Here is a 23,232-nt window from a genome sequence, read left to right on the forward strand (position 1 = left end):
CGGTCGCTTTCCGGAAGAGCAAGAGGGTGGGTGCTCGGCCTGCCGTCCGCGCAAGGAGCCGGCCGCCTTGGCAGGGAAGAGCCGTACGGTCGGGCTGGGGTCACTGCGGGGGGCCGCTCGCGTCCCGGGCGCTGTCGTCGTTGCGTTGGTGGCCGCGGCGGGCGTCGCGGTCGAAGATGCCCAGGATTTCGCAGGGCCCGCCTTCGGCGCCGATGGCGTGCGGGAGCATCGTGGGGAACTCGGCGGCCTGGTTGGTTTCCACGCGGAAGCGCCGGTTGCCCAGGAGCAGGACGGCGGTGCCGGAGAGGACGACGAGCCATTCGCGGCCCGGGTGGGCGCGCATGCGTGAGGGGTTGTCGGGCGGCGGGTTCGTCATGCGCTGGCGCATGACGGTCATGCCCGGGTCCGCCCGGATGGGCCAGCGCATGAGCTGATGGGCGGCGTCGATCATCGGGCTGGAGATGACGTCGTCCGTGGCCGTCTCGACCAGTTGGTCGAGCGTGGTGTCCAGGGCGCGGGCGAGGGTGACGAGCTGGTCCAGAGCGAGGCGGCGCTGACCGTTCTCGATCCGGCTGAGCGTGGAGGGGCTGAGCCGGGCGCGGGTGGCCAGCTCGTCCAGGGACCAGCCCTGCGCCACACGCAGAGCGCGGACCCTTTTGCGTACCAGGCTGTCGAGATCTCCATTGTCTTGCGTCATAGGCAAAACCTTATGCCTCATGCGCAAGCGGTGCTTAGTGTCGCCGTACCAGGGCCCGACCGGGCCCGATCACCGCAAGGAGAGGTACGGCCATGCCTGTGACGACTTTTGAGTACACGGCCGACGAGTCCGACGAGACCGTCGACGCCGTGGTGATCGGCGGAGGAGCCGCGGGCCTGAACGGCGCGCTGATGCTCTCCCGCTCCCGCCGCTCCGTCGTCGTGGTCGACGGCGGCACGCCCCGCAACGCGCCCGCGGAGGGCGTGCACGGCCTGCTCGGCCTGGAGGGCGTTGCGCCGACGGACCTACTGCGCCGGGGGCGGGAGGAGGTGCGGAGCTACGGGGGCAGGGTGGTGGCCGGCGAAGTGATCTCCGCTGTCCCGGCCGGCCCCTCCGCCGAGGGCGATCCGCGCTTCACGGTCACGCTGGCCGACGGCAGCGCCCTGCAGGCGCGCCGGCTGCTGGTCGCCACCGGCCTGCGCGACGTACTGCCCGGCGTTCCCGGACTGGCTCGGCACTGGGGGCACGATGTGGTGCACTGCCCGTACTGCCATGGCTGGGAGGTGCGCGATGAGCCCATCGGGGTCCTGGCCGTGGGGCCGGCCTCCGTCCACCACGCGCTGCTGTTCCGGCAGTTGACCGACGACCTGGTCTACTTCACCCGCGGCACCGGTCTGGACGAGGAGACCCGTGCGCGCTTCGCCGCCCGCGGTATCCGCATCGTCGACACCCCGGTGGCAGCGGTCGAGTCCACCCGGGACGGCCACATCGCGGGCGTGCGCCTGACCGACGGGCAGATCGTGGCCCGTCGCGTTCTCGCGGTGGCGACCGGCCTGCAGGCCCGCGTCGAAGGCCTGGCCGGTCTGAACCTGCCGATGCAGGACCTGCCGGGCGGCATGGGCCGTCACTTCGCCACCGGCCCGGCCGGCACCACGCAGGTCCGGGGCGTATGGGTGGCCGGCAACGCCACCGACCCGATGGCCCAGGTCGGCGCCTCCGCCGCTGCGGGCGCCCTGGCCGGCGCACACATCAATGCCGACCTGGCCACCGCCGACACCGATGCGGCCCTCGCCGCCGCGCGGCAAGGAGCTGACGTGTGAGTGCCGGGCGCCCCTCCAGGCGCGCTCCCGGCCCGGGTGTTGCGTCGAGGAGCCGTGCTGTCGTCCCGGGTCAACCGGCTTCCGGTGCGGCGTACGAGAAGTCGTACACCGCCCAGTCGGTGAGCGTGCGATAGCCGAGGCGCTGGTAGAGCGCGTTGCTGGTGGGGTTGGACAGGTCCGCGAACAGGATGACGTCCCTCGCGCCCGCGGCCAGCGCCGCCCGGCTCACCTCCGCCGTCACGGCACCCGCGTAGCCGTGGCCGCGCAGGTGGGCCGGGGTGTAGACGATGTCCACCTGGATCTGGCCGCCGATCATCGGGTTCATGCCCGCGACGGAGACGGGAGTGCCGTCCGGGGTCTCCCAGAGCGTGTAGCGCTTGTCGGCGAAGCGCGTGCTTGCCCAGGAGCCGGCGTCCATGGAGACGGTTTCCCCGACGGCCTTGGCGAACTCGCCGCACCAGAACATGACTTGCTCAAGGTCCTGCTCGCCCAGGACGCGGCCCCGGCCCGCCGGCAGCGGCTCCGGTGGGGTGAGCGTGCCGAGGCGGTACAGACGGAGCCGTGTGTCGCGGAGTTTGGGCGTCGCCCCGGTGTGCCGCTGCCAGGCCTCCGCGAAAGCGGTGGCGGTGCTGTGGTCCGCGCTGACGGAGAGAGGGGAGTGCCCGAGGGCGGCCAGGCGGGCGGCGAGGGAGTCGGCCTGCTCGGGCGTGAGTGGAGAGAGGCCGAAGCCGCGGGGCGAGAGGCGGTAGAAGGTGGCGCGGACCTCGCCCGCGTGCTCCAGCATGCCGAAGACGGGGGCTGTGGTGCCGAACGCGTCCGCCCCACGCGTGCGCACTCTCTCGGCCCACGTCAGCTGCATGACGTGCGGGCCGGGCTGCGAGCGCAGGAAGTCTCCGGCTCGGGCGAGAAAGCCGTCGACGTCTTCGGTGAGGTGCCAGTGATCCGGTCGCATGCTTCAGGATTCTCCATGCTGCGGGTGTGCCCCGTGGTCTTCCGCCGGGACGAGGCCGCAGGGCTTCCCCGCGGTGTCCGGGCTTCTGTGCCGAGAAGGTGGCGATCGTCCTCTTCGCTCCTTCGGCCGGCTCTTCCAACAGGCGCGCGATGAGGGCGGGTCCGGCCTGTTCCGGCAACGCGGCGATCCGATCCGCGGAGAGCAGGCGGGACCCGTTCACTCCACCGGGCAGATCCAGCGGACGACCGCAGAGATGCCGGGAACGGAGCACAACCGGACCGTCGCGATCGATCACACTCCGTGATGTAGAACACTATTGCAAGCATGTGCTTGCAATAGTTAGCACCGATGGCGCACTATCGACTCATGGCATCACTCAACGTCGGCAATCTCGGTGACTACCTGCGCGAGCAGCGCCGCAATGCGCAGCTCTCGCTGCGGCAGCTCGCCGATGCCGCCGGGGTGTCCAACCCGTATCTCAGCCAGATCGAACGCGGGCTGCGCAAGCCGAGCGCCGAGGTGCTGCAGCAGGTGGCCAAGGCGCTGCGGATCTCCGCGGAGACCCTCTATGTGCGGGCCGGGATTCTGGACGAGCGGGAGCGGGAAGAGCTGGAGACCCGGGCGGTCATCCTGGCCGATCCGTCCATAAACGAGCGGCAGAAGAACGTGCTGCTGCAGATCTACGACTCCTTCCGCAAGGAGAACGGGTTCGAATCCGGCCCGGCGGACGCCGGTGACGAATCCGGCCTCAGCGCCGACGGCACAGATGCCGATACAGCTTCAAAGCCTTCACCACCCTCAAACTGAGCTGATGATCCGGGAGGACCACAGTCATGGCCATCACCGATGACCTGCGCAAGACCCTCACCGACCCGACCCCCCTCTACTTCGCGGCCGGTACGGCCGATCTCGCCGTCGAGCAGGCCCGGAAGGTCCCGGCGCTGATCGAGCAGCTGCGGGCCGAGGCGCCCGAGCGGTTCGAGGCGGTGCGCAACGCCGACCCGCGTGCCGTGCAGGAGAAGGTGACCACGCACGCCAAGGAGGCGCAGGCCACCGTGCAGGCGAAGGTCACCGAGGTGCTCGGTTCGCTGGACACCGATCTGAAGAAGCTCGGCGAGTCCGCCCAGGACCTGGCGCTGCGGAGCCTGGGTGTGGCCGCGGAGTACGCGGTCCGGGCCCGGGAGACGTACGAGAAGGTCGCCGAGCGCGGCGAGCAGACCGTGAAGACGTGGCGCGGCGAGTCCGCCGACGAGCTCGTCGAGATCGCCGTCGTCGTGGAGCCGAGGCGGGAGTCCCAGCCCAAGCCGAAGACGCAGCCCGCCGCCAAGGCCGAGCCGGCCGCGAAGAGCGAGCCGAAGCACACGGTCAAGACGGAGTCCCGCTCCACGGCGGCGACGCCCAAGAAGGCGCCGGTGCGCAAGCCCGTGGCGAAGAAGACCACCCCGCCGACCGCCAAGTAGCGCCGCGGCCTGTGTGTACCGGGGCGCGGGGCGGGCACCTTTCGGGGTGGCCGGCTCGTTGTCCCGGTACCTTGGCGGCGAGGCGCTCATCCACTTGTTAGGCGGTGCACACCATGTTGCTCACGGGGTTCAGCACACTCATCTGGCTGCTCTACCTGGTCATGCTGGTCCTGGCGGTGGTGGCACTGTTCCTGGCCGCGACGGCGCGCGAGGACGCGTACCGTGCCGCGGACAAGCAGAAGAAGTCCTTCTGGCTGATCATTCTCGGCATCACCGTTGCGGTGAACCTCTTCGTGCCGATGCTGTTCCTGCAGCTTGCCGGCGCGGTCGCGTCGATCGTCTTCATGGTGGACGTACGGCCCGCGCTGAAGGCGGTCTCGGGCGGCGGCGGTGGCCGGCGCGGTGGTTCCAGCAGCGACGGGCCGTACGGCCCCTACAACGGCGGGCGCTGAGCGCTCACGGCCGACGCCGACCTGTGACGGGGGCGCGGAAGCGATGAGCTCCGGCCCCGGTCGCGGTCGAGCAGCAGGACCGCGACGTCGTCGGTCAGCTCGCCGCCGTTCAGCTCGCGCACCTCGGTGACCGCGGCCTCCAGCAGCGCCTCGCCGCTGAGCCCCTCCGCCAGCTGACGGTTGATCATCGCGACCATGCCGTCCTGGCCGAGCCGCTGGGTTCCGGTCGGTCCGACGCGGCCCTCGATCAGCCCGTCCGTGTACATCATCAGGCTCCACGAGCCGCCCAGTTCGACCTGGCGGCGCGGCCAGCGCGCGTGCGGCAGCAGGCCCAGGGCCGGGCCGCCGTCCTCGTACGGGAGCAGCTGCGCCGCCCGTCCGTGCCGGGTGATCAGCGGGGCGGGGTGGCCTGCCAGGCAGAGTCCGGCGCGCCGGCCGTCGGGGGTGATGTCGACGGTGCAGAGCGTCGCGAAGATCTCCTCGCTCTCCCGCTCGTGTTCCAGGACCTGCTGGAGGGTGGAGAGCAGTTCGTCGCCGCAGAGTCCTGCCAGCGTCAGCGCCCGCCACGCTATGCGCAGCTCGACGCCGAGCGCCGCCTCGTCCGGGCCGTGGCCGCAGACGTCGCCGATCATCGCGTGGACGGTGCCGTCGGGCGTACGGACCGTGTCGTAGAAGTCCCCGCCGAGCAGCGCACGGCTGCGGCCCGGGCGATAGCGCGCGGCGAACCGCAGCTCCGAGCCCTGGAGCAGCGGCGTGGGCAGCAGCCCGCGTTCCAGCCGGGCGTTCTCCTGGGCACGCAGCTTCGACTCGGTCAGCTGGTGCTGCGCGACGTCGGCGCGTTTGCGTTCGACGGCGTAGCGGATGGCGCGGGTGAGCAGCCGTCCGTCGAGCTCGCCGCGGAAGAGATAGTCCTGGGCGCCGACGCGTACCGCCTCGGCGGCCAGATCGGCGTCGTCCTCCGCGGTGAGTGCGAGGACGGCGTGGCGCGGTGCCATGCGCAGGACGTGCGTGAGCGTGGTGAGCTCGGCGGGCCCTTCGGCCCCCTCAGCGGCGCGAGTCTCGCTGCCGGGCGGCAGGGCCAGGTCGAGCAGGATGCAGTCGACGTCGTCCGTGAGGAGCCGTGCCGCCTCGGTCAGATTCCGGGCGGTACGGATACGGACGCGGGTGCCGGCCGCCGCCGGGAGTTCGGGGACGGTGAAGGTGCCCGCCGGGTCGTCCTCGATCACCAGGAGGGTGAGGTGGGCGACGCGGGTGGCCTCCGCAGCGGGGGCGGTGCGCTGCTGCGGTACGGGTACGGGCATCGGTTCGGTTTCCTTCCCTCCCCCCGAGGGCGCGGCGGAACGACGATCGACGATCCGCCAGACCGGGACCATAGCGGTACCTGACGTGCGAACGGAATGGCGAATGGCATTCGACCACCGGCATATGCGGAGCCATAAGCCGCGTCCCACCACGGATCCGGCGAGATGTGACCGCCCACGGGCGGGATGACGGCCATGACAAACATCACCCCGGCGGCGGGGGTTCGGGTGGCGTGGCTCACGGGGCGACCGGGCGGCGGCGTGGTCCCGGTCACGCGTGCGGACCGGACGGGCGGGACGTGGCCCCGGTCACGCGCGGCGGTCGACCGGGCGTGGCCCCGGTCACCTGCGGAGGGCCCGCTGGGCGAACCTGCCGTGACCGCCGTGGCCGGGGCGTGGACCGGTTCGAGGTGACGGGCCGTACCCGTCCCCTCACCTGTCCGGGCGGACCACCCCGAGGATCTCCATCGAACCCGCTCCCGCGAGCGTCACATTCCGCCCCGGGCGCGGCGCGTGCACGATGGCGCCGTCGCCGATGTACATCCCCACATGGCTGGCGTCATCGTGATAGATGATCAGGTCGCCGGGGCGCATGTCCTCGACGGCGATGTGCGGCAACTGCCGCCACTGCTCCTGCGAGGTGCGCGGGATCGGCCGTCCCGCCGCCGCCCACGCCTGGGACGTCAGGCCCGAGCAGTCGTACGATCCCGGGCCCTCGGCTCCCCATACGTACGGCTTGCCGATCTGCGACGTCGCGAAGGCCACCGCCTTCTTGCCGCTCGCGCTCGCCGCGCGGTTGATCTCCTTGAGGGCGCCGGAGCCGAGCCAGGCGGTCTGCGCCTTGTACTCCGCCTCCTGCTCCAGCTCGAGGAGGCGGGCCCGCTCCTCCTTCTCCAGCTTCGACTCGAGCTTCTTCGCCGCGGCGATCTGCGCGTTGATCTGCTTCTTGGCCTTGGCCTGCTTGAGCCGATTGGACTCGAGCTTCTTCCAGTTGGCGCTCGCGTCCTTGGTGTACATCTCCAAGTCCGCCTGGGTCCTGGTCATTTCACCGAGGACCCCCTTGGCGGCCTGCTGGCCCTGCCAGGCCCGGTTCAGCCCGTCCAGGAACAGCTGCGGGTCGTTGCTGAGCATCAGCTGCGTGCCCGGCGGCAGCCCGCCGGTGCGGTACTGCTCGCGTGCCTGGGCGCCCGCCCTGCTCTTGAGGTCGGCGATCTTCGCCTGCCCCGCCACGATCGCCCGCGCCAGTCCGACGATCTCGCTGGACTGCTTTTGGGCCCGTTCCTCGGCGAGGTTGTACGCGTCGGTGGCCGCCCCGGCCTTGCGGTAGAGGGCGTCGATCTCCTCGCGCACCTCTTCGAGGCTCTTCTTCTGCGGAGCTGCGGCGGAGCCGGGCGAGGGAGAGGGTGGAGCAGGTGCGGCGAAGGCCTGGGCCGGTGCGGTCAGCACGGCCAGAGCGCAGATCAGAGTGATCGCGGCAGCGGCACAGTGACGTCGGTTCATGGGCTCCCCCTCCGAGCGAATCTGATTTACCGTCAGTAACTTTTGGCGACGGCGCGATCGTGCCATGCCGTCCCGAAAAGCAACAGAGGCATTCCCCGCCATCTGGGACGAACGATGCCGCTCTCGTGTTCCCGGGCGCACCGTTCCGGGCGTGAACCTCATCCTGTTCAGGGCGTGTCGGCCGGACGATCACACGCCACCCGGCACCCGCAGGCAGGCCGGCCGGTCACCGCTCGGCGCCTGCCGGGCTACGCCTCGGGCCGCAGCGCCGCCCACGCCACCGTGACCTCGCCCTGCCGCCACCGCCGCACCCCGTCCGTCAGCGGCCAGTCGCCCGACAGCGCGCGCACCGCCGTGATCCAGCGCTGCCGCGCCCCCAGTGAGGCGTACGGGGCCGCCGCCGCCCACGCCCGGTCGAAGTCGCGAAGGAACGCGTGGACCGGTTCGCCCGGCACATTGCGGTGGATCAGCGCCTTGGGCAGGCGCTCCGCAAGATCGGAGGGGCGGTCCAGGGAGCCGAGGCGGGTCGCGAACGTGACCGTGCGCGGACCCTCCGGGCCGAGCGCCACCCACACATGGCGTCGCCCGATCTCGTCGCAGGTGCCCTCCACCAGCAGTCCGTCGGGGGCGAGCCGGGCACACAGCCGCTGCCAGACCGCGGCGACCTCGGCCTCGTCGTACTGGCGCAGCACGTTCGCCGCCCGGATGAGGGTGGGGCGGCCGGCCAGCGGGATCTCGAAGCCGCCGTGTACGAAGGTGAGCCCCTCGCGCTCGTACGGCTTTGCCGCCGCGACCCGTTCCGGGTCGATCTCGATGCCGACGACCGCGGTGCGCGGTTCGGCGGTGCGCAGGCGTTGCAGCAGCTCGACGGCGGTCCAGGGGGCGGCGCCGTATCCGAGGTCGACCGCGACGGGGGCGTCGGAGCGGCGCAGGGCCGGGCCGTGGGTGGCGGCGATCCAGCGGTCCATGCGGCGGAGCCGGTTCGGGTTGGTGGTCCCGCGGGTCGCGGTGCCGATGGGGCGCATGACAGCGAGCCTAACGAGCCCGGCGCGGCCTGCGGTCCCGCGGGCCGGGGTGGTCCGCGGGGACGGACTGCGCTGCCGGACCTGGGCGGGGTGCGGCCGTGGTGACGCACCGTGCGCGAGCGTAATGATTTGGCAAAGTGGCGGGCGGGGTGGAAATGAAAAGGCTGCGTTCCGCTGTTCAAGGCTTTCGAGGGAGCGCCATGCCCCCTCGGTGTCATGCCCCGAGCGAGGAGGACCGGACGACGTGAGCCAGTACGTCTCTCGGCTCGGCAGCAACCGTATGGCGCCGCGCCTGAGGTTCCCGACCGCCTTCCCCGGCAGTCACCGCAAGCCCCGTCGCATAGCGATGCTCTCCGTGCACACCTCCCCGCTGCACCAGCCGGGCACGGGTGACGCGGGCGGTATGAACGTCTACATCGTGGAGCTGGCCAAGCGGCTCGCCGCGCTCAACATCGAGGTGGAGATCTTCACCCGGGCCACCACCGGCGCACTGCCCCCCGCGGTCGAGCTGTCGCCCGGCGTGCTGGTCCGGCACGTCGACGCGGGGCCGTACGAGGGTCTGGCCAAGGAGGATCTGCCCGCCCAGCTCTGTGCCTTCACGCACGGGGTGATGCAGGCATGGGCCGGTCAGCGCCCCGGCTACTACGACCTGGTCCACTCCCACTACTGGCTCTCCGGTCACGTCGGCTGGCTCGCCGCGCAGCGCTGGGGCGTTCCCCTCGTCCATGCCATGCACACCATGGCGAAGGTGAAGAACGCGGCGCTCGCCGACGGCGACACCCCCGAACCGGCTGCCCGGGTCATCGGCGAGACCCAGATCGTCAGCGCCGCCGACCGGCTGATCGCCAACACCGCGGAGGAGGCGGACGAACTCGTCCGCTTCTACGAGGCCGATCCGGCGGCGGTCGCCGTCGTCCACCCCGGGGTCAACCTGGACCGCTTCTGCCCCGCCGACGGCCGGGCCGCAGCCCGGGCCCGCCTCGGGCTGCCCCAGGACGCCCTCATTCCGCTCTTCGCGGGCCGCATTCAGCCGCTGAAGGCCCCCGATGTGCTGCTGCGCGCGGTGGCCGTGCTGCTGGACCGCGATCCGTCACTGCGGTCCCGCATGGTCGTACCGGTGGTCGGTGGCCCCAGCGGCAGCGGTCTGGCCAAGCCGGAAGGGCTGCAGAAGCTCGCGGCGCGGCTCGGCATCACGGATGTCGTACGGTTCCACCCGCCGGTCGGGCAGGACCGGCTCGCCGACTGGTTCCGGGCGGCGTCCGTGCTGGTCATGCCCTCGTACAGCGAGTCGTTCGGCCTGGTCGCCATCGAGGCGCAGGCGGCCGGCACCCCGGTCGTCGCGGCGTCCGTGGGCGGGCTGCCGGTGGCCGTACGGGACGGGGTGAGCGGCTTCCTGGTCCCCGGGCACGAGCCGCAGGCGTACGCGCAGCAGCTGGCCCGGTTCGCCGAGTCGCCGGAGCTGGTCGCCCGGATGGGTGCGGCGGCCGCCGCACATGCGCAGGGCTTCGGCTGGGACACCGCCGCGTGCGCGACCGCCGATGTCTATACGGCCGCGATGCACGAGCACCGCCGTCGCGTACGCTCGCACCATGGCTGACGTTGATGCGCCGCAGGTCAAGCAGGCAGAGCAGGTCATCGAGGCGACGCTGAAGGACTCCGGGCTGGAATGGGAGAGCCCCGAACCCGGCAGTTACGTGGTGAAGCTGCCCGGTACCCGCAAGCTCTCCACCACCTGCTCGCTGCTCGTCGGCAGGCACTCGCTCTCCCTCAACGCCTTCGTCATCCGCCACCCGGACGAGAACGACGCGGCGGTCCACCGCTGGCTGCTGGAGCGCAACCTCCGGCTCTTCGGCGTGAGTTACGCGATCGACCGGCTCGGTGACATCTATCTGGTCGGGCGGTTGCCGCTCTCTGTCGTCACCCCCGAGGAGCTGGACCGGCTGCTCGGTACGGTCCTCGAAGCGGCCGACGGCTCGTTCAACACGCTGCTGGAGCTGGGCTTCGCGAGCGCGATCCGCAAGGAGTACGCGTGGCGGGTGTCGCGCGGCGAATCCACGCGGAACCTGGATGCGTTCACGCATCTGACTCAGCGCCCCGCCAACTGACCTTTACGGTCCCGTCAATTCGGCAGTGCACGACTCTTTCGCTGCGCCGCCGCGCCGTGGCATGCTCGCCGCCGACGCAGATATGAACGTCGTTCACATGTATGAAAGGCGGTCGGTTCGATGGCTCCGGCGGGGAACACCAGCATCAACACCAGCGGCATCAGCAGACGTGGTCTGCTCGGCAGCGCGGTGGCCGTCGCCGCCGCCGTGGCCACGGGCGGGTACGGCGCCGGAACGGCCCGGGCGGCGTCGGCGCCGGGAACCCGGACAGCGCACGCCGCGAGCGCCGCGGGCGGTGCGCCGCACACCACGTCCCCGCTCTGGCGGGAGTTCGCCGCCGCCCCCTTCACCCACGCCCAGGTCCCGTTCATCGGCCGGGCCGGCTACCGGGGCGGCTCCGACCTCCCCCGACACCACAAGGTCGTCGCGAACGTCCTGCACTACGGCGCCGAACCGGACGGCTCCGCCGACGCCGCCCCCGCGATCAACCGTGCCATCGCCGCTGCCGGAGAGCGTGGCGGTGGCACGGTGCTCATCCCCGAAGGCACGTACCGCATCGACGACATCATCCGGATCGGCCACAGCAACGTGGTGGTCCGCGGTGCGGGCAGCGGACGTACGAAGCTGTACGCGACCAAGAACCTCACCGAGCTGATCGGCGTGTACGGCAGCCGCTACGGCGGCGACAAGTCCAGCTGGTCCTGGGCCGGCGGCCTCATCTGGCTCTGCCCGAAGGACCGTTGGACCTCACTCATCGACGCCATCAAGGCCAAGGCCTGGCCCTTCGAGGGATGGACCGGCAACAAGCGCGACGAGTGGCGGACGCTGACGACGGTCGCACCCGCGCGCCGCGGCGACCGGACGATCACCGTCGAGTCCACGAAGGAGCTGAAGCGCGGCCGGCTCGTCCTGCTCCGCCTCGCCGACGACGCCGACCACACCCTCCTGGAGCACATGGCGGGCGGCGGCCCGGGCCCGGAGGCGTACTACTGGGACGACAAGACCAAGCTGACCTCGTACGTTCCCCACGAGTGGCCGGTCCGCATCACCGCCGTGCACGGGCACGAGGTCACCCTGGAGCGCCCGCTGCCGCTGGATGTCCGCCCCGAGTGGGACCCGCGCCTGACCACCCTCGCGACCCCGCTGACCGGCTCGGGCGTCGAGGGCCTCACCCTCGAAGCGGTCGAGACCCCGCAGTCGCTGCACCTGCTCGACAAGGGGTACAACGGCGTCGCGTTCCAGTGTGCGTACGACTGCTGGGCGGACGACATCACCGTCCGCCACGTCGACAACGGCTTCGGACTGATCGGCGCCTCCGCCTGCACCCTGCGCCGTACGCGGGTCGAGGGCCGCGGCTCGCACCACCCGTACTACTGCCGCGAGGGCTCGCACGACAACCTGATCGAGGACTTCACCATCGCTCAGCGCACCGTCCCGGCACCGGCGGGGACGCAGCTGCACGGCATCAACGTCGAGGGGCTGTCCAGCTACAACGTCTGGTCGCGCGGCGAGATGGAGATGGGGACGTTCGACTCGCACCGCGGGATGCCGTTCGCCAACGTCCGGACCGACATCACGGTCAACAACAACGGCCGGCACGGCGGCGACGCGAGCGCCGGACCACTCTTCGGCGCCCGCTTCACGCACTGGAACATCCGGGTCACCAACGGGCGGGCCGGCCTGATGCGGATCGACGGCCTCGCCCCGTACAGCGCGACGGTCGGCGTCAGCGAGGTGACGGAGTTCGACCAGATCGACGTCCCCGACTTCTCCGGCGATCTGCACACGCGGCTGGAGGCCTACGGCACACCGGAAGCGGTGGGGCCGCCGAACCTGCACGACGCGCAGCGCGCGCTGGTGCGCTGACCGGCACCGGCGCTGCGGCCGCTTCCGGTCCGCAGCGCCGGCGCGGCGTCGCCCGGTGCCGTGTCAGCCACGCGTCCGCAGCGCCGACTCGATGTCCGTCAGGGCCGATTCGAGCTGCGGCTCCACCTCGCGCCGGATCCACTCCCGCTGCTCGGCGGGGGTGCGGCGGGGCACGGTCTCCACGAGCATGATCAGGTAGAGGTAGCAGCGGTAGAGCGCGAGCCGCAGTCGCACGGACGCGTCGAACTCCACGGCCCCGCCCGACCCCGTCGCGTACCCGGCGAGGAACTCCTCGTCCTTCTCCATGTCCCCGAGGAGGGCGAGCGAGACGAAGTCGGCGACCGGGTCGCCCCAGAACATCCGCTCCCCGTCGACGATCGCGCCGATGGTCCGGGCACCCGGCTCCCCGTCGACGAGCAGATTGCCCTGCCACAGGTCGAAATGGACGAGGGTGGGCCGGGTGACGTCGTCGAGGACGGGCGCCGCGGCGGCGAGCAGCGCACGGATGCGGTCCGTCGGACGCGTCAGGCGGACGCGGTAGGTGTCCGCGTCGGCGAGCACGGCGTCGGTCATCGCGGTGAACGCCTGCCGCCAGGCCGGGGCCAACGGACCCAGCGCCTTGGCCGGGTAGCCGAACCCCTCGGGCCGGGTGACGGCGTGCAGGTGACCCACCAGGTGCCCCAGCTCATGCCTGAGCCGCCGCTCCTCACCGTCCGTCATGGTCGCGGCCGCATCGGACCAGGGCTGTCCGGAGCAGGTCGACATGACCAGATACGGTCCGGTCGCCGCGCCGGTATCGAGCACGCTGTGCACCACGTGAGGGACCGCGACGTTCTGGGCGGCCGCCTCCGAGTAGAAGGTGACCTCGTTGACGAGCAGGTCGCGTTCGTAACGCATGCCCGGGGCGGTGGGCGGCGGCGGTATCTTCACCACCCAGTCCCGGCCGTCGGTGAGCGTGACGCGGGTGACGGCGTTGTACGTGCCACCGGTGAGCGGCACGCACGCGGCGATGTCGTCCGCCCCGACGCCGGCGGCGTCGAGAACGGTCGAAACGGTTGCTCGGCTCTGCATGCGTATGTCCCTCTGCATCGATTGCGGGCCGGACTGTTCCGCGCCGACCAGGCATTTTCACGGGATGATCACAACGCAATCACGATCAAGTCCCGTGCCCGAAATGGTTGATCGTCAAACCACAGCAGACTCATAGGGTCGGGCCATGAGACCCACCGTCATACGCCGCACTGCCCTTGCCGCCTGCGCGGCCTCCCTCGCTCTGGTCGCCACCGCCTGCGGAGGCTCGGATTCCGGCGGTGGAGGCGCGGACGGCGCCAAGCCCGAGGAGAGCGCCCCGGCGCAGCCTGCGGCGGTCAAGGCACTGACCGCCGCCGAGTTGGAGAAGGCCGCGCTGGTCCAGGGCGACGTCAAGGGCCACAAGATCAGCAAGGCGGGCAAGGCCGACACCGTCGCCGCCGCCGACGTCACGGCGGCCGACAAGGCCTGCGACAGCTTCGCCGATGCGCTGATGGGCGCCCAGGTCGGCAAGCCCTCGGCGGCCAACCAGCGCAAGGTCGTCAGCGAGCCCAGGAAGGAGAAGGAGGACGACGCGAACCCGGAAGAGGCGTTCAAGGCGGCCTTCGACATCACGACCACGATGACCTCCCTCTCCTCGTACGACGGCAAGGGCGCCCAGGACACGGTCGCCGCCCTGCGCACCGCCGCCACCCAGTGCTCCGGCGGCTTCGACTTCACCGTGGCTGGTGCGAAGCAGAAGATCGTCACGATCAAGGAGGAGCAGGTCTCGGGCGGCGAGGAGGCCGTGGCCTGGACCGTGGTGCTGGAACAGGACGGTGAGAAGGGTCCGCTCAAGCTCGTGGTCGCTCGCCAGGGTGCCACGGTCGCCTCGTTCACCTCGCTCAACTTTGCGGCGTCCGGCACCGGGAAGGACTTCGGGCTGCCGACCGCGGTGGTCGACGCGCAGCTCGCGAAGCTCGCCTGAACCAGCGGGACGTGATGCGGCGCGGCGGCGGGACTCAGGGCAGCGGGACGAGCCTCACGACGGTGACGGTGAGCACGGACCCGGAGACGTAATAGAGCACGATGGCCCCGAGGACCGTCGCCTCGCGCCGGTCGTGCTCGCTCTTGACGGCCGACGACCCATGCCCGTACGGGTCGTGCCCGAGGGTGCGCGCCATCTCGTCCCGGAACGTCTCGCTGTCCCGCATCTTGGCCAGGGTGTCGTCGGCGGGCGGAGCGTAGGAGATGCGGAACCTCAAGAGACGTTCCGCCTCTCGGCCTCGTCCTGCGCCAGCCGCTCCAGGATCCGTTCCGCCTCGGGATCGGGCACGGCCTCCAGCATCCAGTGCCGCATGACCGCCTGGATCTCATGCACCCCCGCCTCGTTGATGGCGCGTTCGAACTCCGCGCGTCTCTCCTCGGGGAGTGCGGCGCGGATGTCCGGGATGCTGTTGGGCACGTCGACTTCGGTGCCGCCGACGAAGGTCTTCAGAGGCTCGCCCATGACCGTTCTCCCGATCTCCTTGCATTCCTGCTCTGTTCACTCGCTGCGCTGTGTGGGTCAGGCTAGGGCCTGTCCCGGACAACGGTGGTGACCAGGCGGACCGTCGTGGACCCGGTGGTACCCGTCATGCCGGGCCGCGCCGGGGAAGGCGACTTGGACTGAGCCGCACCACAAGTGGACTTGTCCGAAGGAACCTTGACAGTTCATGTCCCGGAGCGAGACCAATGGGCCTGAAACCCGGATCCGTTCGCAGAGGACATGGCCGTCCGCCCTGCCCTCCCGACCTTTCATGCCCGCGGGGAAGGGGCCGTGATGACACGCACCGGAGTTGTGCTGATCTGCGTCGACCAGTGGCGCGGCGACTGTCTGTCCGCCGAGGGGCACCCCGTGGTGCGCGCTCCGTATCTGGACGAACTCGCCGCTCGCGGGACACGGTTCAGCCGCGCCTACTCGGCCACTCCGACGTGCGTCCCGGCGCGTGCCGCGCTGCACACCGGGCTCTCCCAGACCCGGCACGGGCGGGTGGGTTACGAGGACGGGGTGGACTGGACCCCGTACACGACCACGCTCGCCGGGTCCCTCCGTGATGCCGGGTTCCAGACGAAGTGCGTGGGCAAGATGCACGTCTACCCGAAGCGGACCCGGCTCGGCTTCGACGGCATCGAACTGCACGACGGTTACCTGCACTTCTCGCGCCGTCGTGACCGTGATCCCCGCGGCTACGACGACTACCTGGCATGGCTGGGCGAGCAGGCCGGGGTGAGCGCGGCCGAGGACTACGCCGATCACGGGCTGAACTGCAACTCGAACGTGGCCCGCCCCTGGGACAAGGCCGAGCGGCTCCACCCCACCAACTGGGCGACCTCGCGCGCCATCGACTTCCTCTACCGGCGCGACCCCACTGTGCCGTTCTTCCTCTTCCTCTCCTACCACCGCCCGCACCCCCCGTACGATCCGCCGGCCTGGGCGTTCGAGCAGTACCTGGCGGCCCCGCCGGAGAAGCCGCCGCTCGGTGACTGGGCGGATGTGTACGACCCGTGGCGCAGGGACGGGGTGCATGACACGCCGGTGGGGCGGATGACCCCTGATGTCCAACACCGGGCCCGCGCCGGGTACTTCGGTCATATGGCGCATATCGATCAGCAGATCAACCGGTTTCTGCAGACCCTGCACGAGTTCCGGCTGCTGGAGGACACCGTGGTGGCGTTCGTCTCCGACCACGGCGAGATGCTCGGTGATCACGGCATGTGGCGCAAGGGCTTCCCGTACGAGGGCTCCGCACGTGTCCCGTTCCTGCTGGCCGGGCCCGGTGTGCCGCAGGGCGCGGTGTGTGACGACGTCGTCGAGTTGCGCGATGTGATGCCCACGTTGCTGGACGCGGCGGGACTCGAGGCGCCCGAGTGCATCGACGGTCGCAGCGCGCTGCCGGCCGCGCGGGGCGGGCATGCGCCGCTGCGGGAGTGGCTGCACGGCGAACACGTCATCCTGGACCAGTCGCTCCAGTGGCTGACCGACGGGCACGAGAAGTATGTGTGGCTGTCGGGATCCGGCACCGAGCAGCTCTTCGATCTCGACGCCGACCCCCAGGAGCTGCACGACCTGTCCGGCGACCCGGCAGCGACCGATCGGCTGGTCCGGTGGCGGACGCGGCTCGTCGCCGAACTCGCGGACCGGCCAGAGGGATTCGTGTGCGCCGGGGAGCTGGTGGCGGGGCGCCCGGTGGACCCGGTGCTTCCCGCGCTGAGGGCACGTCTGTGATCCGTGGGGCTGCCTGCCCTTACCCGGAACTCGCCCGACAGTGCGAGCGGCAACACCGGTTGCGCATGGTGTGCACGGCGGACGCCGCAAGCACACCATGACGGCAGGGCAGGGCAGGTCGGGGTAAGGAAGGGAAGGTCCACTTCTCGGCCGTCTTTGTCCATGGGCGCGGCTGCCTCTTTGGAACCAGACTGATCGGCAGGCCGCGTAGCCGATCCCCTGCCGGAGGCTCGAGTTGACCTACCATGCCCTCTCCGCGGCTTCGCCGGCGCGGGGCCGGAACGGGGCGAAGATCGACGATCGTGATCGACCGGTTCGCCGTGGACGAACCGGACTGAGCGGAGAACATCAATGACTGACCACGCCTTGCGCCAGACGGTCCTGCTGATGACCGACGCGACCCGGTGGGACATGCTCGGCTGCTATCGGGACACCGGCGTGGCCACGCCCAGGCTGGATCAACTCGCCTCATCCGGAGTGCGGTTCGAGCGGGCGTACACCACCCAGCCGGTGTGCGCCCCCGCCCGCTCCGCGCTGTTCACGGGGACCTGGCCGCACACGAACGGCACCTGGTCCAACAACCTCGCCCCGGGCCTGGACGTCCCGACGCTCGGGCAGCGGCTCCGGGACGCCGGGGTGGCGGCCGCGTACATCGGCAAGTGGCATCTGGACGGCACCGACTACTTCGGCAACGGGCGCTGCCCGGACGGCTGGGACCCCGCCCACTGGTACGACATGCGCACCTATCTGGAGGAGCTCACCGAGGACGAGCGGGTCGCCTCCCGTGACCCGGCGACGGTCGACGGACGCGATGTGGAGTCGCAGTTCACGTATGCCCACCGCTGTACCGAGCGGGCCCTGGACTTCATCAGGGAGAACTCCGACCGGGACTTCCTGCTGGTGGTCTCGTACGACGAGCCGCACGACCCGGGCATCACCCCGCCCGAGTACGCGGCGAAATACCGTGACTACGTCTTTCCGCATGACGACAACGTCCTCGACACCCTGGTCGGCAAGCCCGCACATCAGCAGGTGTGGGCGGGACCGCGCCTCATGGAGGACCGCTCCGGCGGGTACGAGCGGCGCGACCGGCACTACTTCGCGTCGCAGGAGTTCGTCGACGGCCAACTCGGCCGGGTGCTCGACGCGATCGACGAGCAGACTCCTGACGCGCTGGTGATCTACACCTCGGACCACGGCGACATGCTCGGCTCGCACAGGCTGCGGGCCAAGGGACCCGCGATGTACGACGAGATCGCGCGGGTGCCGCTGCTGGTGAGGCTGCCCGGGGTGACCGAGCCGGGCGGGGTCGGCGTGCATCCGGTGTCCCACATCGACGTGGCGCCCACCGTGCTGGAGCACCTGGGTCTGCCCGTGCCCGCGTTCCTCCAGGGCAGCTCGCTGGCCCCCGCCCTGGCGGATCCGGCGGTGCGGGTGTCCGACGCGGTCTTCGTGGAATTCGGCCGGTACGAGGTGGACCACGACGGGTTCGGTGGCTTCCAGCCCATGCGGGGTGTGACGGACGGGCGGTACAAGCTGGTGGTGAACCTGCTGTCGGACGACGAGCTGTACGACCTGGTGGGCGACCCGGGCGAGATGGTGAACCTCATCGCCGTGCCCGAGTACGCCGGGGTGCGCGACCGGCTGCACGACCGGCTGCTGGAGTGGCAGAACGAGACCCGCGACCCGTTCCGTGGCTACTACTGGGAACGTCGCCCCTGGCGTACCGATGCGAGGGCGGCGACCTGGGAGCACGACGGCATGACACGGCAGCGGCCGGACGACCCCGGCTACCAGCCGCGGTTGCTGGACTATGTCACGGGCTTGGAAATGACGGAGTCGGTCCGTCAGAAGTGATCGCGCGCGGCCCCCGCGACTCCTGTTCCCGGAACCGGGACGGCGGCATCCCTGTCCGCCGGCCGAAGAACTGCTGAAGCGGGCCGGATCGCCGGCTGCAGGTCGTCCTCGGTCCAGCAGCGCTGAAGAGCGCGTTGCACGGGCCTGTCGGGGCTGAGCCATACAGGGGGCTCGGATCGTGTTGCTGATCACTTGCGTATCGGCCCTGCGGCAACCTGGTCGCGACCACCTGCCAGAACCGAGAGGGTTGCTGTGAATCGACGAGTATGTGCGACCGCATCTTTCGCCGCTGCCGTGGCTTTGACCGTTGCCACTGCCGCGCAAGCTTCTGCGGATTTCAGGAATGACCCGGGACCCGCGGGCGGCATTCTGGTCAACACCGGCCACGGCAACGTCTTCAACTTCGGCAACGAGAACACCAACAGCGCCGCCGGGAGGGACAGTCAGGTGGACACGGGGCATGCTTCCGGGGGTGGCACGCTCACCTCGCCGCCCACGACGGCCCAGGACCTGAGGACCACGACCGTCGACCGCCAGGAGAATGTGCCACCGACGCCCGACGGCACGGAGTTCGACACCCTGAACCTTTCCTGCCCGGCGGGATGGCAGGTCGTCTCCGGGGCCGTCAGTTTCTCGGGACCGTCGGTCGACGGCATCCCGGCTCCCTCGCACCCGGAGTTCCTGTTGGGGAGCCATCAGCTCAACTCGACCACATGGCAGTTCAACTACCGCATCCCCGCCGAACCCGATCCCGTTTTCATGGACGCACAAGCCGTGTGTGCCCGGACGGTTGGACTGTAGGAGACGGTGCAACGCCGATCAGGCCCGGCTCATTCACGTACGAGTGCCGGCTGTCCCTTCTGCCGGGCGCCGGGGCGATCGTCAAGGCCGGCCGTGAGTGCCTCGGGCACTTTGGCCCGGGGCTGAGTCCGAAGGCGTACGCGCACCTCATGCCCGGCAGCCGGGATCGTGCCGGGAATACGTCGGCCGGGCAGTTCGCCCTCAAGCTCTGCCGCAGTGAGGGCCCAGAGCGTGAAAATGCCTCCCGCCTGCACCGTACGTGCAGGTGGGAGGCATGATCACACAAGCTACTTCTTGCCCTGGGTCTGGCGGGCCCGTCTTCCGGCCCTGGTCGGGAGGGTGTATGCCGCGACTGACCTGCGGTTTGGTTGTCATGATTGGTCGTTGTTGGCCGTTGCTTGTCGCCCTCGGAGGGCCCAGAGAGGGCCCGGTGGCCTCGCCCCGGACCCTCATCGCGAAGAGGAGCAGCCGCGCGCGGGGGCGGCCTCGACAGATCCCCACCCTGACCCATGAGGTAACCACTGGCAGAACGCGACGGTTGCGTCATCGTCTGACTTGTAGCGGGGCCATCGACGTCCCGTCGGGTCCGTTGCTTCCACCTCCCAGACATCGCTGGCCGACTGACCGCCCGATGCGGTGCCCTCAGGAGCGCCTAGTAGTGAACTGACCTGGGTGCACGAGGCGGCCTAAGGCAGGAGCGTCGCCCATGGCGGAGCCGGGAGCGCGCCCGGCGGAGCCGAGCGCAGCCGGCTTGATGGCGCGGCCTGGCCACCCGCTATGACAGGACCGCCACCATCTATCTCGCCGCCATCTTCATCTGGTCAGCCACGTGATCCGAGAGAAGACGAGCGATTCCTCCAGTTGACGAAGGTCACCTCGTCCTCCAGGACCACGCTGATTTTCTGCTGTCGAAACGCCTTGTCGCTCAGGAGCCTGCGAAGGAACTCGGCCATCCCGAGTGGGTGCAACTGCATCTCGGGGTTGGTGTGCCTCCCGCAGATCAGCACCGGCCATCGATCCGGATCGTCGTCCGTGGTCACCCAGCAGTAGATGTCCGCCCCCGACGTGGTGGCCCACGCCACGATGGACTCGGGGTCCACGTCGAAGTCGGCCTCGTCGCGGCACATCTCCCAGGTGTAACGGGCGTTCTCCGTCTCCTCCCGCAAGCCTGGGCCATCCTGGTACGGCCACCCGTCGGCATGCGGCGCCGGCAGATCGATGCTGATCGTGTCGCTGATCGCCCCCGCCCCGTAGACCTCCATGAACCGGACGTAGTCCGTGGGGAACCGGGTCCCCCAGATCGCCTCGACCTCGCTCCAGTCGATCCGTTCGTCCACCCCGCTGGCCACCGGCATGAGTTCGGCAAGTGCCGCCACCGCGTCTCTCCCGCGCATGTCCCACCCTTCATCCCGCCACCCGCACCGCGCGACGTGTCGTATCTGAGGTTCAACTTACGAGAACCACCCCCTGCGACGAATCTCTAGGGCGCTGCCTCCGGTGCCTCGACAAGATCCGAAGGGAAACGGCCTGGCCCAGACACCAGCCGCAACCCTCCGCTCCTGACCCCGAGCACGTTCCGTCTCTCCCAGCGCTACGCTCCGGTTGATCACCGAACCGGGGAGGGGACATGGCCGAAGGCCGGGAAGCGACGGACGCCGTCGCGGAGAGACCGGTGGAGCTGGCCTACCGGCCCACCGTTGACGACCTCGCGGCAGCGATCCGCACCCGGGCGAAGAGCACCAGAGCGGGCCTTTTCCGGCGTCGGCTGCTGATCTACACGCTGGTGGTCACGGCCGTCGGAGTCCTGCTCTCGACGCTCGGCGACGGCCACCGTGACACACCGTGGCACCTGTACCTGGCGCTGGCGTTCGTTGCCTTCATGACCGCCGTGCCGCGGTTGCAGGCCCGCCAGCTCCACCGGCTCAGCGAGCGGCAGGGCGACTTCCGCGCCGTCGTCGACGAGACCGGGATCCGCCTCACCACCGCCCATAGCTCGGCCACTCTCGACTGGCACCTGTACCCGCGCTATGTCGAGACCCCGGAGCTGTTCGTGCTGCTCAGCGCCGACAAGTCCGCCGTCGGCGTCGTCCTCCTGCCCAAGCGCGGCCTGAGCAACCCGGAGGATGCGGGGCGGCTGCGGGCGATCCTCGATCGGCACCTCGTACGCGCGGTTGCCGCTGCGGCGCCGGACGCCGATAGGACGCCGAGCCGGGGCCGGGCCGTCCGGCGCGGAGCGGGCGTCGTCGGACTGCTGCTCCTCGGGCTGGTCCTGTTCTTCTTCGCCTACGCCGCCGTCCAGAAGTCCGCGGACCCAGATGCCTTCCCCGGGCTCCAGCACAACAACGCGCCGGTCTCTGCCGTCGCCCTGATCCTGGGGGTGCCTGCCGTCGTCGGCGCATGGTGGGCCGTACGGCGGATGAAGGTGATGCGGATCGTGACTGCCGTGCTCGCCGCAGCCGTGCTGCTGGTCGGCGGCGCCGCCCTCTACCGCATCGGGCCGATGCTGCACTGCTGGGGCTCAGACCGGATCACCCAGGGCCCCGACGGCGACTACGCCTGCTACGACTTCTGAGCGGGCGGGCCCGGGGCTCACTCCTCTTCGGCACCTGCGGCGCAGTCGCCGCAGGTGCCGAAGAGCTTGATGAAGTAGGGAGAGTTCTACCGCGCGGTGAGCCGGGACAGTTCCCGGCTTCTTAGGACGAAGCAGCCCGCGAGCACGGCATGCACGCCCTGCGTCACTTCTACGCGTCCGTCCTACTGGATGCCGGGGAGAGCATCAAGGCCCTCGCTGAGTACCTCGAGCACTCCGATCCGGGACTGACGTTCAAGGTGTACGCGCACCTCATGCCGAGCCGCCGGGACCGGGCCCGGAAGGCTCTCGGGCGAGCGCTCCGGCCGCAGGACCCGAGGGCCTGAGGGCCCAAAGAGGGCCCAGACCGTGAAAATGCCCCTGAGTCGCGCCGTCTGCGCAGCTCAGGGGCATGATCACAAAAGCTACTTCTTGCCCTGGTTCTTCACGGCCTCGATGGCGGCCGCCGCCGCGTCCGGGTCGAGGTACGTGCCGCCCGGGTTCAACGGGTGGAAGTCGGCGTCCAGTTCGTAGACGAGCGGGATGCCGGTCGGGATGTTCAGGCCCGTGATGTCGGCGTCGGAGATGCCGTCGAGGTGCTTGACCAGGCCGCGCAGGCTGTTGCCGTGGGCGGCGACCAGGACCGTGCGGCCGGTCAGCAGGTCCGGGACGATGCCGTCGTACCAGTACGGCAGCATGCGCTCGACAACGTCCTTGAGGCACTCGGTGCGCGGGCGCAGCTCGCTCGGGATCGTCGCGTAGCGCGGGTCGTCGCTCTGCGAGAACTCGCTGCCGTCCTCGAGGGCCGGCGGCGGGGTGTCGTACGAGCGGCGCCAGAGCATGAACTGCTCCTGGCCGAACTCGGCGAGCGTCTGTGCCTTGTCCTTGCCCTGGAGGGCGCCGTAGTGGCGCTCGTTCAGACGCCAGGAGCGGTGGACCGGGATCCAGTGCCGGTCCGCGGCCTCCAGCGCGAGCTGGGCGGTGCGGATGGCGCGCTTCTGGAGGGAGGTGTGCAAAACGTCGGGGAGCAGACCGGCGTCCTTGAGCAGCTCACCGCCGCGGACTGCCTCCTTCTCGCCCTTCTCGGTGAGGTTGACGTCCACCCAACCGGTGAACAGATTCTTCGCGTTCCATTCGCTCTCGCCGTGGCGGAGGAGGATCAGCTTGTACGGTGCGTCGGCCATGGGTCCGAGCGTAATCGAACCCTTGCGGCCGCCGCGCGCCCGGTCACAGGGCGGACAGCGCGCGGGGAAGTGCCCGGACGATTGACG

At 70.3% G+C, this 23,232-nt stretch carries 22 protein-coding genes and 1 pseudogene; 13 read left to right on the forward strand and 10 right to left on the reverse strand.

Annotation, left to right across the window (positions count from 1 at the left end):
• Window positions 1-100: 100 nt before the first annotated feature.
• Window positions 101-697, reverse strand: coding sequence for an XRE family transcriptional regulator (locus LRD69_RS17690; RefSeq protein WP_277327544.1), 597 nt, complete (start codon window positions 695-697; stop codon window positions 101-103).
• 92 nt (window positions 698-789) lie between these two features.
• Between LRD69_RS17690 and LRD69_RS17695 the strand changes: the two genes are divergently transcribed.
• Complete coding sequence (locus LRD69_RS17695) at window positions 790-1,797, forward strand: NAD(P)/FAD-dependent oxidoreductase (RefSeq protein ID WP_277327545.1); 1,008 nt, start codon at window positions 790-792, stop codon at window positions 1,795-1,797.
• A 70-nt stretch (window positions 1,798-1,867) separates the two neighbouring features.
• Here LRD69_RS17695 and LRD69_RS17700 read toward each other — a convergent pair whose 3' ends face one another.
• Window positions 1,868-2,749 carry a GNAT family N-acetyltransferase gene (locus LRD69_RS17700; protein ID WP_277327546.1) on the reverse strand — a complete coding sequence of 294 codons (882 nt, stop codon included), beginning with the start codon at window positions 2,747-2,749 and terminating at the stop codon, window positions 1,868-1,870.
• Between the two features lie 366 nt (window positions 2,750-3,115).
• Here LRD69_RS17700 and LRD69_RS17705 point away from each other — a divergent pair, with 366 nt between their 5' ends.
• The 3 genes from LRD69_RS17705 to LRD69_RS17715 all read left to right on the forward strand — a co-directional run bounded on the left by LRD69_RS17705 (window position 3,116) and on the right by LRD69_RS17715 (window position 4,661).
• Window positions 3,116-3,556 (forward strand): helix-turn-helix transcriptional regulator, encoded by a 441-nt coding sequence (locus LRD69_RS17705; RefSeq protein ID WP_277327547.1) that lies wholly within the window; start codon window positions 3,116-3,118, stop codon window positions 3,554-3,556.
• Window positions 3,557-3,582: 26 nt separating this feature from the next.
• Entirely contained in the window at window positions 3,583-4,209 is a 627-nt protein-coding gene (locus LRD69_RS17710; protein WP_277327548.1) for a hypothetical protein, read from the forward strand.
• A 113-nt stretch (window positions 4,210-4,322) separates the two neighbouring features.
• Window positions 4,323-4,661 carry a DUF2516 family protein gene (locus tag LRD69_RS17715; protein WP_277327549.1) on the forward strand — a complete coding sequence of 113 codons (339 nt, stop codon included), beginning with the start codon at window positions 4,323-4,325 and terminating at the stop codon, window positions 4,659-4,661.
• Here the strand turns inward: LRD69_RS17715 and LRD69_RS17720 are convergent.
• The 3 genes from LRD69_RS17720 to LRD69_RS17730 form a co-directional block, all read right to left on the reverse strand.
• The gene (locus LRD69_RS17720) at window positions 4,643-5,962 is read right to left on the reverse strand and encodes a fused response regulator/phosphatase (protein WP_277327550.1); all 1,320 of its coding nucleotides are present in this window, start codon (window positions 5,960-5,962) and stop codon (window positions 4,643-4,645) included. The genes LRD69_RS17715 and LRD69_RS17720 overlap by 19 nt on opposite strands.
• 432 nt (window positions 5,963-6,394) lie before the next feature.
• Window positions 6,395-7,462, reverse strand: coding sequence for an NlpC/P60 family protein (locus LRD69_RS17725; RefSeq protein WP_277327551.1), 1,068 nt, complete (start codon window positions 7,460-7,462; stop codon window positions 6,395-6,397).
• Between the two features lie 248 nt (window positions 7,463-7,710).
• Complete coding sequence (locus tag LRD69_RS17730; RefSeq protein WP_277327552.1) at window positions 7,711-8,487, reverse strand: class I SAM-dependent methyltransferase; 777 nt, start codon at window positions 8,485-8,487, stop codon at window positions 7,711-7,713.
• Window positions 8,488-8,731: 244 nt separating this feature from the next.
• Between LRD69_RS17730 and mshA the strand changes: the two genes are divergently transcribed.
• From mshA to LRD69_RS17745, 3 genes are all read left to right on the forward strand, one after another.
• Window positions 8,732-10,084, forward strand: a complete 1,353-nt coding sequence (mshA, locus tag LRD69_RS17735) for a D-inositol-3-phosphate glycosyltransferase (protein ID WP_277327553.1) — start codon at window positions 8,732-8,734, stop codon at window positions 10,082-10,084.
• Window positions 10,077-10,592 (forward strand): YbjN domain-containing protein, encoded by a 516-nt coding sequence (locus LRD69_RS17740; protein WP_277327554.1) that lies wholly within the window; start codon window positions 10,077-10,079, stop codon window positions 10,590-10,592. The genes mshA and LRD69_RS17740 overlap by 8 nt, the downstream gene beginning before the upstream one ends.
• 120 nt (window positions 10,593-10,712) lie before the next feature.
• Window positions 10,713-12,458, forward strand: a complete 1,746-nt coding sequence (locus LRD69_RS17745) for a glycosyl hydrolase family 28-related protein (RefSeq protein WP_277327555.1) — start codon at window positions 10,713-10,715, stop codon at window positions 12,456-12,458.
• A 63-nt stretch (window positions 12,459-12,521) separates the two neighbouring features.
• Here the strand turns inward: LRD69_RS17745 and LRD69_RS17750 are convergent, their stop codons facing one another.
• On the reverse strand, window positions 12,522-13,529 hold the full coding sequence (locus LRD69_RS17750; protein WP_277327556.1) for an aminoglycoside phosphotransferase family protein: 1,008 nt from the start codon (window positions 13,527-13,529) through the stop codon (window positions 12,522-12,524).
• Window positions 13,530-13,674: 145 nt separating this feature from the next.
• Between LRD69_RS17750 and LRD69_RS17755 the strand changes: the two genes are divergently transcribed.
• On the forward strand, window positions 13,675-14,454 hold the full coding sequence (locus tag LRD69_RS17755; RefSeq protein ID WP_277327557.1) for a hypothetical protein: 780 nt from the start codon (window positions 13,675-13,677) through the stop codon (window positions 14,452-14,454).
• 34 nt (window positions 14,455-14,488) lie between these two features.
• Here the strand turns inward: LRD69_RS17755 and LRD69_RS17760 are convergent, their stop codons facing one another.
• Together LRD69_RS17760 and LRD69_RS17765 are read right to left on the reverse strand one after the other, a co-directional pair.
• Window positions 14,489-14,731, reverse strand: a complete 243-nt coding sequence (locus LRD69_RS17760; RefSeq protein WP_277327558.1) for a hypothetical protein — start codon at window positions 14,729-14,731, stop codon at window positions 14,489-14,491.
• Complete coding sequence (locus LRD69_RS17765) at window positions 14,728-14,976, reverse strand: hypothetical protein (RefSeq protein ID WP_277327559.1); 249 nt, start codon at window positions 14,974-14,976, stop codon at window positions 14,728-14,730. The genes LRD69_RS17760 and LRD69_RS17765 overlap by 4 nt, the downstream gene beginning before the upstream one ends.
• 312 nt (window positions 14,977-15,288) lie before the next feature.
• On the opposite strand from LRD69_RS17765, the gene LRD69_RS17770 reads away from it, so the two are divergent.
• The 3 genes from LRD69_RS17770 to LRD69_RS17780 all read left to right on the forward strand — a co-directional run bounded on the left by LRD69_RS17770 (window position 15,289) and on the right by LRD69_RS17780 (window position 19,392).
• Window positions 15,289-16,734, forward strand: a complete 1,446-nt coding sequence (locus tag LRD69_RS17770) for an arylsulfatase (RefSeq protein ID WP_277327560.1) — start codon at window positions 15,289-15,291, stop codon at window positions 16,732-16,734.
• 351 nt (window positions 16,735-17,085) lie between these two features.
• Window positions 17,086-18,591: a sulfatase-like hydrolase/transferase gene (locus tag LRD69_RS17775; protein WP_277327561.1), complete on the forward strand. Its 1,506-nt coding sequence runs from the start codon at window positions 17,086-17,088 to the stop codon at window positions 18,589-18,591.
• A 294-nt stretch (window positions 18,592-18,885) separates the two neighbouring features.
• Entirely contained in the window at window positions 18,886-19,392 is a 507-nt protein-coding gene (locus LRD69_RS17780) for a hypothetical protein (RefSeq protein WP_277327562.1), read from the forward strand.
• A gap of 821 nt (window positions 19,393-20,213) precedes the next feature.
• Here the strand turns inward: LRD69_RS17780 and LRD69_RS17785 are convergent.
• Window positions 20,214-20,786: an SMI1/KNR4 family protein gene (locus LRD69_RS17785; RefSeq protein WP_277327563.1), complete on the reverse strand. Its 573-nt coding sequence runs from the start codon at window positions 20,784-20,786 to the stop codon at window positions 20,214-20,216.
• A 233-nt stretch (window positions 20,787-21,019) separates the two neighbouring features.
• On the opposite strand from LRD69_RS17785, the gene LRD69_RS17790 reads away from it, so the two are divergent.
• Window positions 21,020-21,964, forward strand: a complete 945-nt coding sequence (locus LRD69_RS17790) for a YcxB family protein (protein ID WP_277327564.1) — start codon at window positions 21,020-21,022, stop codon at window positions 21,962-21,964.
• 131 nt (window positions 21,965-22,095) lie between these two features.
• Window positions 22,096-22,308 (forward strand): annotated as a pseudogene (locus tag LRD69_RS17795) (tyrosine-type recombinase/integrase); the annotation flags it as partial.
• A 78-nt stretch (window positions 22,309-22,386) separates the two neighbouring features.
• Here LRD69_RS17795 and LRD69_RS17800 read toward each other — a convergent pair.
• Entirely contained in the window at window positions 22,387-23,145 is a 759-nt protein-coding gene (locus LRD69_RS17800) for a phosphoglyceromutase (RefSeq protein WP_277327565.1), read from the reverse strand.
• Window positions 23,146-23,232: the final 87 nt, after the last annotated feature.

Origin of the sequence: Streptomyces sp. JH14 (assembly GCF_029428675.1) — a bacterium.
GTDB lineage: Bacteria > Actinomycetota > Actinomycetes > Streptomycetales > Streptomycetaceae > Streptomyces.